General features: G+C 71.5%; 15 protein-coding genes and 1 tRNA gene. 4 read left to right on the forward strand and 12 right to left on the reverse strand.

Annotation, left to right across the window (positions count from 1 at the left end; genetic code table 11):
* Positions 1–109: 109 nt before the first annotated feature.
* From ACFWTC_RS06690 to ACFWTC_RS06705, 4 genes are read right to left on the reverse strand one after another with little or no spacing between them, the layout of a single operon-like run.
* Positions 110–1456, reverse strand: a complete 1347-nt coding sequence (locus ACFWTC_RS06690) for a GH1 family beta-glucosidase (protein ID WP_384027981.1) — start codon at positions 1454–1456, stop codon at positions 110–112.
* The gene (locus tag ACFWTC_RS06695; protein ID WP_383920458.1) at positions 1453–2277 is read right to left on the reverse strand and encodes a carbohydrate ABC transporter permease; all 825 of its coding nucleotides are present in this window, start codon (positions 2275–2277) and stop codon (positions 1453–1455) included. The genes ACFWTC_RS06690 and ACFWTC_RS06695 overlap by 4 nt, the downstream gene beginning before the upstream one ends.
* Positions 2274–3266 (reverse strand): carbohydrate ABC transporter permease, encoded by a 993-nt coding sequence (locus ACFWTC_RS06700; RefSeq protein WP_384027980.1) that lies wholly within the window; start codon positions 3264–3266, stop codon positions 2274–2276. The genes ACFWTC_RS06695 and ACFWTC_RS06700 overlap by 4 nt, the downstream gene beginning before the upstream one ends.
* 7 nt (positions 3267–3273) lie before the next feature.
* The gene (locus ACFWTC_RS06705; protein ID WP_383917092.1) at positions 3274–4602 is read right to left on the reverse strand and encodes an ABC transporter substrate-binding protein; all 1329 of its coding nucleotides are present in this window, start codon (positions 4600–4602) and stop codon (positions 3274–3276) included.
* A gap of 102 nt (positions 4603–4704) precedes the next feature.
* On the opposite strand from ACFWTC_RS06705, the gene ACFWTC_RS06710 reads away from it, so the two are divergent.
* A complete protein-coding gene (locus tag ACFWTC_RS06710; protein WP_383917094.1) occupies positions 4705–5772 on the forward strand; it encodes a LacI family DNA-binding transcriptional regulator in 1068 nt (355 codons plus the stop codon).
* Positions 5773–5886: 114 nt separating this feature from the next.
* On the opposite strand, the gene ACFWTC_RS06715 is transcribed toward ACFWTC_RS06710, so the two are convergent.
* The 4 genes from ACFWTC_RS06715 to ACFWTC_RS06730 all read right to left on the reverse strand — a co-directional run bounded on the left by ACFWTC_RS06715 (position 5887) and on the right by ACFWTC_RS06730 (position 8762).
* Positions 5887–5959: transfer RNA gene (locus ACFWTC_RS06715), tRNA-His, on the reverse strand.
* Between the two features lie 110 nt (positions 5960–6069).
* A complete protein-coding gene (gene orn, locus ACFWTC_RS06720) occupies positions 6070–6672 on the reverse strand; it encodes an oligoribonuclease (RefSeq protein ID WP_383917097.1) in 603 nt (200 codons plus the stop codon).
* 106 nt (positions 6673–6778) lie between these two features.
* Entirely contained in the window at positions 6779–7951 is a 1173-nt protein-coding gene (locus ACFWTC_RS06725) for a helix-turn-helix domain-containing protein (protein WP_383917100.1), read from the reverse strand.
* Positions 7952–8327: 376 nt separating this feature from the next.
* Complete coding sequence (locus ACFWTC_RS06730) at positions 8328–8762, reverse strand: hypothetical protein (RefSeq protein WP_383917103.1); 435 nt, start codon at positions 8760–8762, stop codon at positions 8328–8330.
* Positions 8763–9084: 322 nt separating this feature from the next.
* On the opposite strand from ACFWTC_RS06730, the gene ACFWTC_RS06735 reads away from it, so the two are divergent.
* Together ACFWTC_RS06735 and ACFWTC_RS06740 are read left to right on the forward strand one after the other, a co-directional pair.
* On the forward strand, positions 9085–9618 hold the full coding sequence (locus tag ACFWTC_RS06735; RefSeq protein WP_383917105.1) for a universal stress protein: 534 nt from the start codon (positions 9085–9087) through the stop codon (positions 9616–9618).
* Positions 9619–9715: 97 nt separating this feature from the next.
* On the forward strand, positions 9716–10291 hold the full coding sequence (locus ACFWTC_RS06740; protein ID WP_383917108.1) for a GPR1/FUN34/YaaH family transporter: 576 nt from the start codon (positions 9716–9718) through the stop codon (positions 10289–10291).
* Between the two features lie 138 nt (positions 10292–10429).
* On the opposite strand, the gene glmS is transcribed toward ACFWTC_RS06740, so the two are convergent.
* Together glmS and ACFWTC_RS06750 are read right to left on the reverse strand one after the other, a co-directional pair.
* Complete coding sequence (gene glmS / locus ACFWTC_RS06745; RefSeq protein WP_384027979.1) at positions 10430–12247, reverse strand: glutamine--fructose-6-phosphate transaminase (isomerizing); 1818 nt, start codon at positions 12245–12247, stop codon at positions 10430–10432.
* 35 nt (positions 12248–12282) lie between these two features.
* Positions 12283–12558, reverse strand: coding sequence for a hypothetical protein (locus tag ACFWTC_RS06750; protein ID WP_383917114.1), 276 nt, complete (start codon positions 12556–12558; stop codon positions 12283–12285).
* Between the two features lie 241 nt (positions 12559–12799).
* On the opposite strand from ACFWTC_RS06750, the gene ACFWTC_RS06755 reads away from it, so the two are divergent.
* Positions 12800–14389, forward strand: a complete 1590-nt coding sequence (locus tag ACFWTC_RS06755; protein WP_383917118.1) for a beta-N-acetylhexosaminidase — start codon at positions 12800–12802, stop codon at positions 14387–14389.
* Between the two features lie 78 nt (positions 14390–14467).
* On the opposite strand, the gene ACFWTC_RS06760 is transcribed toward ACFWTC_RS06755, so the two are convergent.
* Both ACFWTC_RS06760 and ACFWTC_RS06765 read right to left on the reverse strand, forming a co-directional pair.
* Positions 14468–15508 (reverse strand): ABC transporter substrate-binding protein, encoded by a 1041-nt coding sequence (locus tag ACFWTC_RS06760; protein ID WP_384027978.1) that lies wholly within the window; start codon positions 15506–15508, stop codon positions 14468–14470.
* A 278-nt stretch (positions 15509–15786) separates the two neighbouring features.
* Positions 15787–16947, reverse strand: a complete 1161-nt coding sequence (locus ACFWTC_RS06765; RefSeq protein WP_383917124.1) for an acyl-CoA dehydrogenase family protein — start codon at positions 16945–16947, stop codon at positions 15787–15789.
* Positions 16948–16953 lie beyond the last annotated feature (6 nt).

Below are 16953 nucleotides of genomic sequence, written 5' to 3' on the forward strand. Positions count from 1 at the left end.
CTCCTGTGATCCGGTCCGCGGGGCCGACCTCGCGGAGGCCGGCCCCGCGGTGCTGACCGCCCCGGCCTCGCCGGCCGGTCCTATACGGCCGCCGGCAAGGCGCCGGAGGTCACAAGGCTCCCGTCCGGGCCAGCCGGGCGTACCAGCGGGCGCTGGAGCGGGGGGTGCGGACCTGGGTGTCGTAGTCGACGTGGACGATGCCGAACCGCTTGCTGTAGCCGTAGGACCACTCGAAGTTGTCCAGCAGCGACCAGAGGAAGTAGCCCTCCACCGGGGCGCCGTCCTCCAGGGCGCGGTGGACCGCGGCGAGATGGGCCTCCAGGTAGCCGATGCGCGCCGGGTCGTGCAGTTCCGGGGCGTAGGCCGCCCCGTTCTCGGTGACCATGAGCGGCAGGCCCGGCGCTTCGCCGGCGAAGCGCAGCAGCAGGTCGTACAGGCCGGTCGGGTCGATCGACCAGTCCATGTCGGTCCGTTCGCCCGGAGGCTGGTGGAAGGCGACGTCGTCCGCGGCCGGCCAGGGGGAGTGGGCCGTGGCCCCGTGGCCGTCGGCGCGCGGCCCCACGCGGCCCGGGGCCGACGAGACCACCGCCGGGGTGTAGTAGTTCACGCCGAGGAAGCCCAACGGCTGGTGGATCAGCGCCTCGTCGCCGGAGCGCACGAAGGACCAGTCCGTCACGGAGGCGGTGTCCTCCAGCAGGTCCTGCGGGTACGCGCCGTGCAGCAGCGGCTCCGTGAAGATCCGGTTGGCCAGGGCGTCGATCCGGCGCTGTGCGTCCAGGTCGGCCACCGAACCGGTCAGCGGCCGCACCGCGCTCAGGTTCAGCGCGATGCCGACCCGCGCCGTGGACGGCAGGACGGCCGCGGCCAGGCCGTGCGCCAGGTTGAGGTGGTGCGCGGCGCGCAGCGAGTCGGCGGGGGAGGTGCGGCCGGGGGCGTGGACCCCGGAGGCGTAGCCGAGGAAGGCGCTGCACCACGGCTCGTTGAGGGTGGTCCACAGCTCCACCCGGTCGCCCAGCGCCTCCGCGACCTGTGCGGCGTACGCGGCGAAGGCGTAGGCCGTCTCCCGCTCCGGCCAGCCGCCCGCGGCTTCGAGTTCCTGCGGCAGGTCCCAGTGGTACAGGGTCAGGCAGGGCCGGATCCCGTACGAGAGCAGCTCGTCGACCAGCGCGTCGTAGAAGCCGATCCCACCGGAGAGCACCCGCGGCCAGGACACCGAGAACCGGTACGCCCCCAGCCCCAGCCCGGCCATCAGCCGGACGTCCTCCCGCCACAGCCGCAGGTGGTCCACCGCCACCTCGCCGGTGTGGCCGCCGTACACCTTGCCAGGCGTACGGCAGAACGTGTCCCAGATGGACGGCCCGCGCAGTGCCGCGCCGCCCTCGATCTGGAAGGCCGCCGTGGCCGCGCCCCAGAGGAAGCCCTCCGGGAACCGAGGTCCGGCATCCGTGTCCGTCATCCCTTCACCGCCCCTTGCATGATGCCGCCGACGATCTGTCGGCCGAAGACCAGGAACACCAGCAGCAGCGGGAGCGTGCCCAGCAGCGCGCCCGCCATGATCACCGACTGGTCCGGGATGTAGCCCCGGCCCAGCCCGGTCAGGGCCACCTGCACCGTCGGGCTGCCGCTCTGGGTCAGCGCGACGATCGGCCAGAAGAAGTCGTTCCACGCCATCACGAACGTCAGCATCCCCAGGACCGCCATCGCGGGGCGGGCCGCCGGGAACACCACGTGCCACACGACCCGCAGCGAACTCGCCCCGTCCGTCCGCGCCGCCTCGATCAGCTCGGTGGGCAGCGCCTGCAACAGGTACTGGCGCATGAAGAACACCCCGAAGGCGGAGACCAGCGTCGGCAGGATCACCGCCTGGAGCCGGTCCGTCCACGACAGCTCAGCGATCAGCATGTACAGCGGGACCACGCTCAGCTGCGGCGGGATCAGCATCGTCCCGACCACCAGCGTCATCAGCAGACTGCGGCCGCGGAAGCGCAGTTTGGCGAAGGCGAAACCGGCCAGCGTCGAGAACGCCACCGTGCCGGCGGCGACCGTGCCCGCCACGACCACCGTGTTCAGCAGGGCCGTGCCCATGTGGGCGTCCGTCCACGCGACCTGGAGGTTGCGCCACAGGTTCCCGCCGAACCAGAACGGCGGCGGTGTCTGGGCCAGGCGCGTATTGCTCCGCGAGGCCGCGATCGCCGTCCACACCAGCGGGAAGAGCGACCCGGCGGTGAACAGGACGAGCACCACGTACGTGAGCCGGCCCGCGCGCAGTGCCCTCATCGGGAGTCCCCCCGTCCGCGCAGCAGCCGCGCCGCGCCCGCGATCAGCAGCAGGATCAGGAACATCGCCCACGCGATCGCCGAGGCCCGGCCGAGGTGCAGGTTCACCCAGCCCTGCTCGTAGAGGTACAGCCCGAGCGTCTGGAACTGGTGGTCCGAGCCGCCCGTGGCGCCCGCCCCGCCGTTGAACAGCAGCGGCTCCCCGAACAACTGGGTCGCCCCGATCGTCGACACCACGCAGGTGAAGAGGATCGTCGGCCGCAGCGAGGGCACGGTCACGTGGACGAACTGCTGCCAGCGCGAGGCCCCGTCCAGGGCGGCCGACTCGTACAGCTCGCCCGGTACGGCCTGCATGGCCGCCAGATAGATCAGCGCGTTGTAGCCGGTCCACCGCCAGATCACGATGGTGGAGACCGCCAGCTGGGAGGCGAGGGTGTCGTTCTGCCAGTCCACCGCCTCGAAGCCGACCACCGACAGCGCCCAGTTGACCATCCCGTAGTCCCGCCCGAAGAGCAGCACGAAGACGAGGGTGGCGGCCGCCACCGAGGTCGCGTACGGGGTGAGCACCGCGACCCGGAAGAAGGCCGACCCCCGCAGCTTGTAGTTCAGCAGGTGGGCCAGGCCGAGCGCGATCGCCAGCTGCGGCACCGTGGACAGCAGCCCGATGGTGAGCGTGTTGCGCAGGGCGTTCCAGAAGAACTCGTCGCCCCACAGCCGGGTGAAGTTGCGCAGCCCCACCCACGTCATGGCGTCCGGATCGGTCAGCTCCACCTGGTGCAGCGCCGCCCAGCCCGTGTACAGCAGCGGGAACAGCCCGAAGGCGGCGAAGAACAGGAAGAAGGGGGCCACGAAGGCGTACGGGCTCCACCGCAGGTCCCACCGGTAGCACCGCGAGCGCCACACCTGCCCCCGGCGGCCCCCCTCCGCCGCCGGCGACTTCGCGCCGGCGGCGGAGGGGGAGGGGGACAGGACAGCCGTATCGTCCGTCACCGCAGCCTCACTGCTCCAGGGCGTTGTCGATCGCCTTCACCGCGGCCTCCCAGCCTTCCTGCGGGCTGCGGCCCTTCTGGTCGACCTGGAGCATCCCGATGTCCGCCAGGTTCTGCGCGATCACCAGGTCCTTCGGACCGATCACCGTCACCGGCACGCCCTCCGCCGCCCGCGCGAAGATCTCGCCGATCGGGGCGCCCCCGAAGTACGCGTGCTGCGCGCCCGACACCACCGGGAGCTTGTACGCGGCGCTCGCGCTCGGGAAACTGCCCCGCTTCTCGAACAGCTTCGCCTGCTGCGCGGGAGCCGTCAGCCAGGCCGCGAGCTTCGCCGCCTCCTCGGCGTGCTTGCCCGCCTTGGGCACCACGAGGAAGGAGCCGCCCCAGTTGCTCGGTTTCGGCGCCGGCGCCACGTCCCACTTGTCCTTCCCGGCCGGACCGGCCTTGTCCTGGATGTAGCCGAGCATCCAGGCCGGGCAGGAGACCGTCGCGAAGTTGCCGTTGGAGAAGCCCTGGTCCCAGGACGGGGTGAACTGCTGGAGCTTGGCGCTGAGCCCCTCGGTCGCGAAGGAGGCAGCGAGGTCGAACGCGCCGCGCACCGCCGGGTTGGTCTTGTAGACGACCTTGCCCTGCTCGTCGTAGTACCGCTGCGCGCTGCTTCCCGTCACCGCCGCCATCACGCCCGACGCCGAGTCGACGAACGCCTTGCCCTCGCCGGCCTTCGCCTTGTAGGCCTTGCCCGCCTCCAGGTACTTGTTCCAGTCGCCCGCCCACAGCGCCCCGACCGCCGCCCGGTCGGTGGGCAGCCCGGCCGCCGCGAAGAGGTCCTTGCGGTAGCAGATGCCCTGCGGGCCGATGTCCGTCCCGAGGGCGACCGTCGACCCGCCCTTCGCCGTGCCCTGGGCCCACTTCCACGGCAGGTACGCGGACTTGTCCACGCCCGCCGCCTTGCCCAGGTCCACCAGCTTGTCCGCCTGGGTGGCGGTGATCTCGGCGATGTTGTTGACCTCGACGGCCTGGATGTCGGCGAGCCCGCTCCCGGTGCCCAGGTGGGTGAGGAGCTGCGGGTAGTAGTTCTCGTTCCGCTCGATGGAGGTCTGCTCGATGCGGATGCCGGGGTTCTGCGCCGTGTACTCGTCGTAGAGACCGGCCTCCTGGAGCCCGAAGGCCCCGAAGACCCCGACGGTCAGTGTCGTCTTCGTCTTGCCGTCGGCCGGGGCTCCCGGCTCGGGCTTCTCGGCCGGGTCCTGCGCACACCCCGCGAGCAGCAGGGCCGCCGCCCCCAACGCGGTGCCTGCCGTGCAAAGGGTTCTTCGGGCTCGGGTGTGGGCTCCCATGTGCATCCTCCCTGAAGGACGAAACGTGCCGGGTGTCGTGTGACACAGTGTGGGAGCGCTCCCACAGTCGTCAAGGGGTAGATTCACAACCGGGAGGAAGCCATGAACGGGCACGGGCGCAGTGGGGGACGGCCGACCCTGGAGGAGGTCGCGGCGCGCGCCGGAGTCGGGCGCGGCACGGTCTCCCGGGTGATCAACGGATCCTCCAAGGTCAGCGAGCACACCAGGGCCGCCGTGGAGGCGGCCGTGGCCGAGCTGGCGTACGTACCCAACCGCGCGGCCCGGGCCCTCGCGGCCAACCGCACCGACGCCATCGCCCTCGTGATCCCCGAGCCCGAGGCCCGCTTCTTCGCCGAGCCGTACTTCTCCGACGTGGTCCGCGGGGTCGGCGCCGCCCTCGCAGAGACCGACGTGCAGCTCGTGCTCACCCTGGCCGGCAGCGATCGCGAGCGGCGCCGCCTGGCGCAGTACCTTTCCGGCCACCGCGTCGACGGGGTGCTGCTCGTCTCCGTCCACGCCGGCGACCCGCTGCCCGAGCTGCTGGCCGAGCTGGGCATCCCCACCGTGATCAGCGGCCGCCGCTCGGCCGACGAGACGCTGCCGAGCGTGGACTCCGACAACCTCGCGGGCGCCGCCGAGGCCGTACGCCACCTCCTCGGGCGGGGCCGCCGCGCGATCGCCACGATCACCGGCCCGCTGGACGTGTACGGGGCCCAGTGCCGCCTGGACGGCTACCGGCAGGCCCTGGCGGCCGCCGGACACCCCGTCGACGCGGAACTGGTCTCGGTCGGCGACTTCACCGAGGACGGCGGCCGCCGGGCCATGCGCGAGCTCCTGGACCGCAGGCCCGCCCTCGACGCCGTCTTCGCCGCCTCCGACGTCATGGCGGCGGGGGCCCGGTTCGAGCTGCGCGCCGCCGGCCGCCGGATCCCGCAGGACGTGGCGCTGGTCGGCTTCGACGACTCGGTGGTGGCCCGCCACATGGACCCGCCGCTGACCAGCGTCCGGCAGCCGATCGAGGAGATGGGCCGGACCATGACGCGGCTGCTGCTGGACCGCATCGCGGGGAGGCCGCGGCCCACGGGGGAACCGGGCGCGACGGACGGGGACGGCCCGGGCGTGACCGCGGTCGTGCTGCCGAACAGCCTCGTCGTCCGGGAGTCATCCTGACGCGGTACCGGGCACGGACCCCGGACCGGGCACGGACCCCGGACCGGGCACGGACCCCGGACCGGGCACGCGGAAGGCCCCGGTCCGCTTTCGCGTACCGGGGCCTTCCCACAGGGTGAGTGACGGGACTTGAACCCGCGGCCACCTGGACCACAACCAGGTGCTCTACCAACTGAGCTACACCCACCATGTCCGGTCGGATAACCGACCGGCCGAAGAAAAGCGTACAGGGTCCGGGAGGGTGCTCGCTCCACCCTTTTCCCGCGCCCGCCTCCGGTGGGCCCCGCCGGTGCGGCCCTACAGCCCCGGCACGACGTGCTTGGCGGCGATGGACTTCGCCGTGTCCGAGTCCGGCCCGGGCTGCGGCACGAAGACCGCCTCGCGGTAGTAGCGCAGCTCGGCGATCGAGTCCTTGATGTCCGCGAGCGCCCGGTGGTTGCCGTTCTTCGGCGGACTGTTGAAGTAGGCCCTGGGGTACCAGCGGCGCGCCAGCTCCTTGACCGAGGACACGTCCACGATCCGGTAGTGCATGTAGCCCTCCAGCGCGGCCATGTCGCGCAGCAGGAAACCGCGGTCCGTGCCGACCGAGTTCCCGCAGAGGGGCGCCTTGCGCGGCTCCTTCACGTGTTCCCGTACGTAGGCCAGGACCTGCGCCTCGGCATCCGCGAGGGTGGTCCCGCCGGCCAGCTCGTCGAGCAGTCCGGAGGAGGTGTGCATCGCGCGCACCACGTCGGGCATGGTCTCCAGTGCGGCGTCCGGCGGGCGGATCACGATGTCCACGCCGTCGCCGAGCACGTTGAGCTCCGAGTCGGTGACCAGTGCGGCCACCTCGATAAGTGCGTCGTCCGTCAACGAGAGCCCGGTCATCTCGCAGTCGATCCACACCATGCGATCGTTCATGTGTCCCACCTTATGCGGTCCCTCCGGGCCGGAACCGCACAAGCGGAAGGTCCCCCGTCGGCAGTGACCGACGGAGGACCTTCGCCTCACGTACCCGTGGTGGGGGTTACGCGTGTTCCCGCAGGACGCGGCCCGGGGCGTACAGCTCCGTCACCGTCGGGCCCGCGGCGGCCAGGGCCGCCGCCGCCCGCTGGGGCTGCGGAGTGCGCTGGTGCGGCAGGGGTCCCCCCGAGATGTCGGAGACCTGCGCCACCTCCGCCTGCGGGCGGCGTGCCCGGTAGGCGGAGCGGTAGGCGGCCGGGGAGGACCCCAGCTGCCGCCGGAAGTGACCGCGCAGGGCGACCGGCGAGCGGAACCCGCAGCGCCCGGCGACCTCGTCGACCGAGTAGTCGGACGTCTCCAGCAGCCGCTGTGCCTGGAGCACCCGCTGGGTGATCAGCCACTGCAGCGGCGCGCTGCCGGTCAGCGAGCGGAAGCGCCGGTCGAACGTGCGCCGGCTCATGTAGGCCCGGGCCGCCAGGGTTTCCACGTCGAACTGCTCGTGGAGGTGCTCCAGCGCCCAGGCGACGACCTCGGCCAGCGGGTCGGCGCCGATCTCCTCCGGCAGCGACCGGTCGAGGTAGCGTTCCTGGCCGCCCGTCCGGCGCGGCGGCACGACGAGCCTGCGGGCCAGGGCCCCGGCCGCCTCGCTGCCGTGGTCCGTGCGCACGATGTGCAGGCAGAGGTCGATTCCGGCCGCCGTGCCCGCGGACGTGAGCACGTCGCCGTCGTCGACGAACAGTTCGCGCGGATCGACGTGCACGGACGGGTACCGCTTGGCCAGCGTCGGCGCGTACATCCAGTGCGTCGTCGCGGGCCGGCCGTCCAGCAGACCGGCGGCGGCGAGCACGAAGGCCCCCGTGCACAGTCCGACGATCCGGGCCCCCTCCTCGTGCGCCAGACGCAGCGCGTCGAGCGCCTCGGGCGGCGGCGGTGAGGTGATGGAACGCCAGGCGGGCACGACGACCGTGCCTGCCCGGGCGATCGCCTCCAACCCGTATGGCGCGGTCAGTTCGAGTCCGCCGGTGGTCCTGAGCGGACCGTCCTCACCGGCGCACACGAGCAGTCGGTAGCGTGGAACTCCCGCGTCCTGCCGGTCGATGCCGAACACGGAAAGTGGAATGGAGCTCTCGAAGATCGGTCCGCCGCTGAAGAGCAGCACCGCGACGATCTCCCTGCGGCGACGCCCCGCGAGCTTCCGGCCGGCGTCTGCGACGACGGCGGTGGAATCCTGGCTCATGGCGCTAAGCCCCCCTTGGGTGTCGCGACTCCTTGGTCTGGTCGCACCTGCACGTTTCCCCTCGGCCTTGCACGTGGATCCCCCGCCGTAAATACATGATCGAATCTACTGCGTCCCGTGGTGTCGGCGTGACAAGTTCAGCACGCAGCGCTATGTCGACTTGGCAACTTGGCGAAAAGCATTCGATCAGGAAGCGTTCCACTCCGCTACCCGGGTGGGAAGCGCGCTGTCCGGCCATGGCCAGTACCCGTACGGTCACGGCGCCCCCCGGGCTCCGTCGTCGCTGGTGGTAGGGGGAACGGGGGGACATTCCGGCAAGGGGGGGACCCTGCGGGGAAGTTGGCTTAAAACATGCGGGTGTGGATGTACGAATGAGTCAGTCCTGCGGGGGCACCGTGTCGGAACCGTGGCAGCCGCGGTGGCTTCCCGTCCCGGAGCGGGAGTGCCGGCCGCGGTGGACGGACGGCGTGCGCGCCTCCGCCAGGACCCGCGCCGCGGCCCGGTCCGCCTTCTCCGAGTAGCGCAGCATCGCCCGGCACGCGGCCGTGACGACGAGCAGCCCGAGGGTCGCGGCGGCGGCCCCGCCGTAAGAGGTCCCGTAGACGACGAGCACCACCGGGACGAGCAGGCAGCTGAAGGCGGCCCAGCGCACGACGTCGCCCGCGGGGTCGTCGTGGGGGTGTCCGGGGCGGTGCGCGGACGGGTGGAGGGGGGATCGCGGGGCGGGGGCGGAAGGTGGGGTCGTGTCGGCGAACGGGGCGGACTGCGTCCGCCGGGCGGGCTGGACGGGGTGAACCGGATGGCCGGGCACGGCGTACTCCCTGCGGGCTCTTCCTGGACGGTCGGACGCATGTCCAACGCGTCGCGACGGGCCTCGGTCACTGCGTCGCACGGGTGGCTCCGCCCCAACTCGTCACTGGCTGTAGGGGACAGCGGTCATTGCCAAGGAGCGCTCGCTCCGGCATGCTCCCTGGGACGCTCTCCAGGGGCGGCAAGCCCTGTGCAGGATCAGGGTGTCGCCGTACCCTGGTGGGTATGGGCTTGGGAAGATGCTTCCCGGACAGAGCTCCGTCACACAGTGTCGCCACTTTCCCCCTGTCGCTTCCTCCAAGGACCTCCTCGCCGAGACACCCATGGCCGGTCACGAATTCTCCGAACCCGCGGACCGCAAGCGCAAACGCCTCGCCGACCCCGCGTCGGCCGCCGATGTGCGCGCGGTGGAACAGACGCGCCTTCCCTGTGATCCGGCCTTCCGGCACGGGGTCGTCGTGGGATTCGACGGCTCCACGTCCAGTGAACGCGCGCTCGCTTACGCCATCGGCATGGCGAGACGTTCCGGATCCGGCCTGATCATCGTCCACGTGGCCAACCGGCTGCCCACCACCGTGTGGGCCGGCTGCGAGCCGCCCGTCTTCGTGGACGTACCCGACCACCGCACCGAGGTGCTCGGGCTGGAGCTCGCCTGCGCGGACTACCTGGCGGAAGTGCCATGGATCCTGGTCGAGCGCGGTGGGGACATCTGCCATGAGCTGGAGGAGGTCGGCCGGGAGTATTCGGCCGACGCCATCGTGGTCGGCTCCACGCACGGGATCGTCGGCCGGATCTTCGGATCGGTGGCGGGCCGGCTGGCCAAGCGCGCACAGCGACCGGTCGTTGTCATTCCGTAACCGGTTGTACGGCGCTTGTGTGGTTGTGCGTCCATGTAAAGGGTAGATAAATGCCGCTGGGACGCAGCAAACAACTGCAGATCGAAGGGAGCCCGCCGTGGACAACGGTGTCTCTGCGGGAAGCACGGCCTCGACTTCGACCCTCGGGCACATCGCCCTGGGTCTCACCCTTCTGGCATTCGGCATCGGTCACACCGGCGTCATCGACGGTGTGACCGCCGCCGGCTCCGTGTCGCTCGCGACGTACGTCGGCGGTCTCGCCCTGTTCGTCCTCGGAATCCTCGAGTTCCGCGGCGGCGACGGCTTCAACGGTACGGCGTTCGCGGGCCTCGGAGCCTTCTGGTTCACCTGGGCCGCGGGAGCGGACGGGAAGGTTTCGGCGGACGCGGCCGGAACGTTCCTGCTCCTGTTCGTGCTGCTGGGCATCACCCTCACCGTGGGCGCCGCGAGCGGGCTGTTCGGGCAGGGCGTGTACGGCCTGTTCACCCTCTCGCTGCTGCTCCTGGCGATCGGCGCTTTCGCGGACATCGGCGTGCTGGGCAAGGCCGCCGGCTGGGTGGCGGCGGTCGCCGGGCTGCTGGCCTGGTACGGGGCCACCGCGGCCCTGGCGCACTGGCCGATGGCGGTCGGCCGGGGCAGGGCCGCGAACCGGAGCGCGGTCGCCGCGAGCTGAGCGGAGCGGCACCGGCCGGGCGGGCGCGACGGCCCGGAACGCGGAACGGCCCCCGGGGTGTCCCGGGGGCCGTTCCCTGCGTCGTGCCCGCCCGGCCTGATCGGCGCGCTCGCGCGCCCCGCCCGGCCGGTGCGGTGGCTACTCGACGGTGACGGACTTCGCCAGGTTGCGCGGCTTGTCGATGTCCCGGCCCAGGGCCAGGGCGGTGTGGTAGGCGAGCAGTTGGAGCGGGATGCCCATCAGGATCGGGTCCAGCTCGTCCTCGTTCTTGGGCACGAGGATCGTGTGGTCGGCCTTCTCCTGCTCGCGGTGGGCGACCGCCAGGATCCGGCCGCTGCGGGCCTTGATCTCCTCCAGCGCCGCGCGGTTCTTGTCCAGCAGGTCGTCGTCGGGGACGATCGCGACGGTCGGCATCGCCGGCTCGATGAGCGCGAGCGGCCCGTGCTTGAGCTCGGAGGCCGGGTAGGCCTCGGCGTGGATGTAGGAGATCTCCTTGAGCTTCAGCGAGGCCTCCAGGGCCACGGGGTAGCCGCGCACCCGGCCGATGAACATCATCGACTTGGCCTCGGCGTACTCGGCCGCCAGCTTCTTGATCTCCTCCTCGCCCTCGAGGACCTCCTGGATCTGCGCGGGCAGCTTGCGCAGGCCCTCGATGATCCGCTTGCCGTCGGTGACCGACAGGTCGCGGATGCGGCCCAGGTGCACGGCGAGCAGCGCGAAGGCCACCACCGTGTTGGTGAAGCACTTGGTGGAGACGACGCAGACCTCGGGGCCGGCGTGCACGTACACGCCGCCGTCCGCCTCGCGGGCGATCGCGGAACCGACGACGTTGACCACGCCGAGGACGCGGGCGCCCTTGCGCTTGAGCTCCTGCACGGCCGCGAGGACGTCGTACGTCTCACCGGACTGCGAGACCGCGATGTAGAGGGTGTCGGGGTCCACGACCGGGTTGCGGTAGCGGAACTCGGAGGCCGGCTCGGCGTCCGCGGGGATCCGGGCCATGCCCTCGATCAGACCGGCGCCGATCATGCCGGCGTGGTAGGAGGTGCCGCAGCCCAGGATCTTGACCCGGCGGATGCCGCGCGCCTCGCGCGGGTCCAGGTTCAAGCCGCCGAGGTGGACGGTGGAGAAGCGGTCGTCGATCCGGCCGCGCAGCACGCGGTCGACCGCATCGGGCTGCTCGGAGATCTCCTTGTGCATGTACGTGTCGTGGCCGCCCATGTCGTACGAGGCGGCCTCCCACTCCACGGTCTCCGGGGTGGCGGTCGTGGTCGTGCCGGTCGTCGTGTAGGTGCGGAAGTCGTCGGCCTTCAGGGTGGCCATCTCGCCGTCGCCGAGGGTGACGACCTGGCGGGTGTGGGCGACCAGCGCGGCTACGTCCGACGCGACGAACATCTCCTTCTCGCCGATGCCGAGGACGACCGGGGAGCCGTTGCGGGCGACGACGATCCGGTCGGCGAAGTCGGAGTGCATGACGGCGATGCCGTAGGTGCCCTCGATGACCTTCAGCGCCTCGCGGACCTTCTCCTCCAGGGAGTCCGCCTGCGAGCGGGCGACCAGGTGGACGATGACCTCGGTGTCGGTCTCCGAGACGAAGACCACGCCCTCGCCCTCCAGCTTCGCGCGCAGCTCGGAGGCGTTGTCGACGATGCCGTTGTGGACGACGGCGACCTTGTTCTCCGGGTCCAGGTGCGGGTGGGAGTTGATGTCGCTCGGGGCGCCGTGCGTGGCCCAGCGGGTGTGGGCGATGCCGGTGGTGCCGGCGAAGCGCTTGGGCACGCGGGACTCCAGCTCGCGGACCCGGCCCTTGGCCTTGACGACCTTCAGGGTGCTGGCCTTCGGGCTGTTGACCACGATGCCCGCCGAGTCGTATCCGCGGTATTCCAGCCGCTGCAGACCCTCCAGCAGCAGCGGTGCCACGTCACGCTTGCCGATGTATCCCACGATTCCGCACATACGGTGTTGCCCCTCCTGAAGTCCGGTGTCCGTGCTCAGCCGTAGACGATGCGGCGCAGTTGCCGGAGCGAGAGCTCCGGCGGCGCCACGGCGCGGTACGGCAGTTCCGTCGCGATCCGCTCGAAGATCTCCGCGTTCACCGCTCCGCCGGACTGCAGTTCCCGGTGGCGGCGGCGGACGAACTCCTCGGTCGTCTCGTCGAAGTACGCGAGTACGTCGAGTACCACCCGGGCGGCCTCGCCGCGCTGGAGCGCGGTGCTGCGCACCAGGTGGTCGACGAGGTCGTCGTGCGACGGACGGCGATCGAGCACTCGTAGATAGTGGCGTCTCGTGAAAGTGAATGCAAAAATCCTGCCCGGAATCGGGCAGGATCCCTCTGGTCTGTACCAGCGGAATGGATGGATCCGGCCAGAAACGCCGCAAAACGGACTGCCGGGTGTTCGCCGCGCGCAGTGGGACGGCGACTTCGCCGTGCGGTCCTTCTGGATGATTTCCGCCCTCCGGGGATTCCTGTACCGGCCGGCGCGGCCCACTTGGCCTATACCTGGCTGCATGAGAGTCCTGCGACGCACGCTCGGCACCCTCCTCGTCCTCGGCACGTTCGGCGCCGCGGTCTCCTGCACCGCCGCCCGCGGTGACGACGCCCGGCCCGGCGACGATCCCCCCGTCGTCCTCGCCCCCTTCGAACGGCTGTTGCCGGCGCCCGCCTCCGCCCGCGCCCAAGGTCCCGGGTACGCCTTCGGGGCCGGCACGGTGATCCGTACCGGACCGGCCCCCGACGAGGAGGTCCGGCAGCTCGGCGAGCTCCTGGCGGAGCAACTGCGCGGCCCGAGCGGGCTGCCGCTGCCCGTGGTCGACGGGGCGGCCGGGGACGGCATCCGGCTCCGGCTCGACGAGGAGGCGGAGGGGGTGGGGGACGAGGGCTACCGCCTGGAATCCGCCCCCGAGGGGATCACCCTCACCGCGCGGACCCCCGCCGGGCTCTTCCACGCGGGGCAGACGCTGCGGCAACTGGTCCCGGCGGCCGGGCCCGGCACGGTGCCGGGCGGGACGGTCGAGGACCGGCCGAGGTTCGCGTACCGAGGGGCCATGATCGACATCGCCCGGCACTTCTTCACGGTGGAGCAGGTGAAGCGGTACGTCGACCAGCTCGCCCAGTACAAGGTCAACACCCTGCACGTGCACCTGACCGACGACCAGGGGTGGCGCCTGGCGGTCGACTCCTGGCCGCGGCTCGCGGAGCACGGCGGCGGCAGCGAGGTCGGCGGCGGGCCCGGCGGGTACTGGACCAAGGAGGAGTACCGCGAGCTGGTGGCGTACGCGGGGGAGCGGTATGTGGACGTGGTCCCGGAGATCGACATGCCGGGGCACGTGAACGCGGCACTGTCCTCGTACCCGGAGCTGAACTGCGACGGCAAGGCCCCCGAGCGGTACACCGGGATCAAGGTCGGCTTCAGCTCGCTGTGCGTGGCCCGGGAGCGGACGTACGAGTTCGTCGACGAGGTGCTCGGCGAGCTGGCGGAGCTGACGCCCGGGCGCTACCTGCACATCGGCGGCGACGAGGCGCACACGACGCCGGCGGCGGACTACGCGGCCTTCATGGACCGGGCCCAGGCGGTGGTCGCCAAGCACGGCAAGACGGTGGTCGCCTGGCACCAGCTGGCGGCGGCCCGGCCCGCCGAGGGGGCGGTCCTCCAGTACTGGGGCCACGACAAGACGCCGGCGGCGGAGAAGGCGGGGGTGGTGGCGGCCGCGAAGGCGGGCCACCCGGTGATCCTGTCGCCGGCGGACCGGCTGTACCTGGACATGAAGTACGACGCGGCGACGAAGCCCGGCCTGGCGTGGGCCGGCCACGTGCCGGTCGAGCGGGCGTACTCCTGGAACCCGGGCGCCTACCTGGCCGGGGTGCCGGAGTCCGCGGTGCTGGGGGTGGAGGCCCCGCTCTGGACGGAGACCATCGCGACCCGGGCGGACTGGGAGTACATGGCGTTCCCGCGGGTGCTCGGGCTGGCCGAGCTGGGGTGGTCGCAGGCCGGGTCGCTCGGCTGGGACGACTACCGGCGGCGGCTCGCGGCGCAGGGGCCCCGGCTGGACGCGCAGGAGGTGAACTTCCACCGGGCGCCGGGCGTGCCCTGGAGCTGAGCCCGGCGGGCGCCGACGGCCTCGTACAGGAGGAACGCGTCGGCGCCTGCCGGGACGCCGGCCCGAACGGAGGGGAGGTCAGCTGACCTTCTTGGCGCTCTGGATGGACTTCGCGAGGTCCTCCAGGATCTGGGCGCACTTGTCGTACGAGTAGATCGGCTCGGTCACGCGGGGGGCGACCTGGCCGGCCTTGACCGCGGGGAGCTCGGCCCAGGTGGGCTTCTCCTTGCCCAGGGTCTCGGGCTGCAGGGCGCTGCTGCGGTTGTCGAGCAGGATGACGTCGGCCTTGTACTTGCCGGCGTTCTCCCAGCTGAGGCTCTCGAAGAAGTCGCCCTCGTCCAGCTTGTCCGGGACGATGAACTCGACGCCGAGCTGCTGGAAGTAGCTCAGGTCGGCGGAGGTCTTCGGGGTGGAGGCGTAGAAGACCTGCGGGTAGCCGGAACCGGCCAGCACCTTGATGCCCGGGTTGGCCTTGGTGGCCTGGCGGACCTTCTCGGCGGCGGCCTCGAAGCGGGCCTTCGCGTCGACCGTCTTCCCGGCCTCCATGTCCGCGCCGAGGGACTTGGCGAGGTCGGCGGTGCGCTGGAGGGCCTTGTCCATGGTGGCGTCCTTGCCGACGCTGATCGCGGCGGCCGGGGCCAGCTTCATGATCTTGTCCTTGGAGGCCTCCGGGACGTACCAGTAGCTGCCGTCCCAGGTGTTGGTGACGAGGAGGTCGGGCTGGAGGGAGGCGTACTTCTCGACGTTGAACTGGTCGTAGACGTTCCCGAGGATCTCGACCTGGGATATGTCCAGCGAGCCGGCCTGGACGTCCGGCTTGCCGTCGGCGGTCTTGGTCGGGCCGAAGACGCCCTTGACCGGGACGCCGTAGTCGTGGAGCGCGGCGGCGGTGCCGGTGAAGGCGACGATGCTCTTCGGCGTGGACTTGGTGCTCACGTCCACCCCGAGGTCGTCCTTGAACGTCCAGGGGCCCGAGGCGGTCGCGCCCTTGTCCTTGCCGCCGCCGCCCTTCGCCGAGTCGTTGCCGCCGCACGCGGCGAGCGCCGCGACGAGGCCGAGGGCGCCACCGGCGGCGATGAAGCCGCGACGGGTGAGGGGGGAGGTCCGCGACTTGGGCATGTCGATGTCCGCTTTCGTGCGTCAGGGCGGCCGCTGGCCGTTTGGAGGGAAGGTTAGCCTAACCTTTGCTGGACTAGGTGAAGGGGGGCGGGCCTCCCGGCGGACCTCCTGGCGGGCGCGAAGGCCCGGCCGCGACCGGTCGAGGATCGCGGAGACGACCGGTCGAGGGCCCCGGAAACGGACGGTCGAGGGCCCTGGAAACGGCGGGCCGAGGGTCCCGGAAACGGCTCTCCCCCGGTCCGCACGCGGATCGGGGGAGAGGGCGGATCGGGGCGCGGTCAGGCGGAGAAGCCCAGCTCGCGGGCGATCAGCATGCGCTGGACCTCGCTGGTGCCCTCGCCGATCTCCAGGATCTTGGAGTCGCGCCACATGCGGGCCACCGGGTACTCGTTCATGAACCCGTAGCCGCCGTGGATCTGGGTGGCCTCGCGGGCGTTGTCCACGGCCACCGTCGAGGAGTACAGCTTCGCGATGGCCGCCTCCTTCTTGAACGGCTCGCCCGCCACCAGCCGGGAGGCCGCGTCGCGCCAGCCGACGCGGGCCATGTGGGCGCGCATCTCCATGTCCGCGAGCTTGAACTGGATGGCCTGGTTGTCGCCGATGGCCTTGCCGAACGCGTGCCGCTCCCTGGCGTACTTCACCGACTCGTCCACGCAGCCCTGGGCGAGGCCCGTCGCCAGGGCGGAGATGGCGATGCGGCCCTCGTCGAGGATCCGCAGGAACTGCGCGTAGCCGCGGCCCTCCGCGCCGACCAGGTTGGCCAGGGGCACCCGTACGTCGGCGAAGGACAGCTCACGGGTGTCCGAGGAGTTCCAGCCGACCTTGGAGTACGGGGCGGCGACCGTGAAGCCCGGGGTGCCGGACGGGACGATGATCGAGGAGATCTCGGGGCGGCCGTCCGCCGTACGGCCGGTCACGGCCGTCACGGTGACCAGGCCCGTGATGTCCGTACCGGAGTTGGTGATGAAGCACTTGGAGCCGTTGATCACCCACTCGTCGCCGTCGCGCACCGCCGTGGTGCGGGTGCCGCCGGCGTCGCTGCCCGCCCCCGGCTCGGTCAGCCCGAAGGCGCCCAGGACCTCGCCGGAGCACAGCTTCGGCAGCCACTGGGTCTTCTGCTCCTCGGAGCCGAAGAGGTAGAGGGGCATGGCGCCGAGCGAGACCCCGGCCTCCAGGGTGATGGCGACGGAGGAGTCGACGCGGGCGAGCTCCTCCAAGGCGATGCCGAGGGCGAGGTAGTCGCCGCCCATGCCGCCGTACTCCTCCGGGAAGGGCAGGCCGAACAGGCCCATGCGGCCCATCTCGCGGACGATCTCGTACGGGAACTCGTGCCGTTCGTACAGGTCGCCGATCTTCGGCGCGACGACGTCGTGCGCGAACTCTTCGACGGTGCGGCGGAGTTCCTCGTGCTCGGGGGTGAGCCGGTGGTCGAGGGGCATGGTGTG

The organism is Streptomyces sp. NPDC058619 (genome assembly GCF_042717785.1).
Taxonomy (GTDB): domain Bacteria; phylum Actinomycetota; class Actinomycetes; order Streptomycetales; family Streptomycetaceae; genus Streptomyces.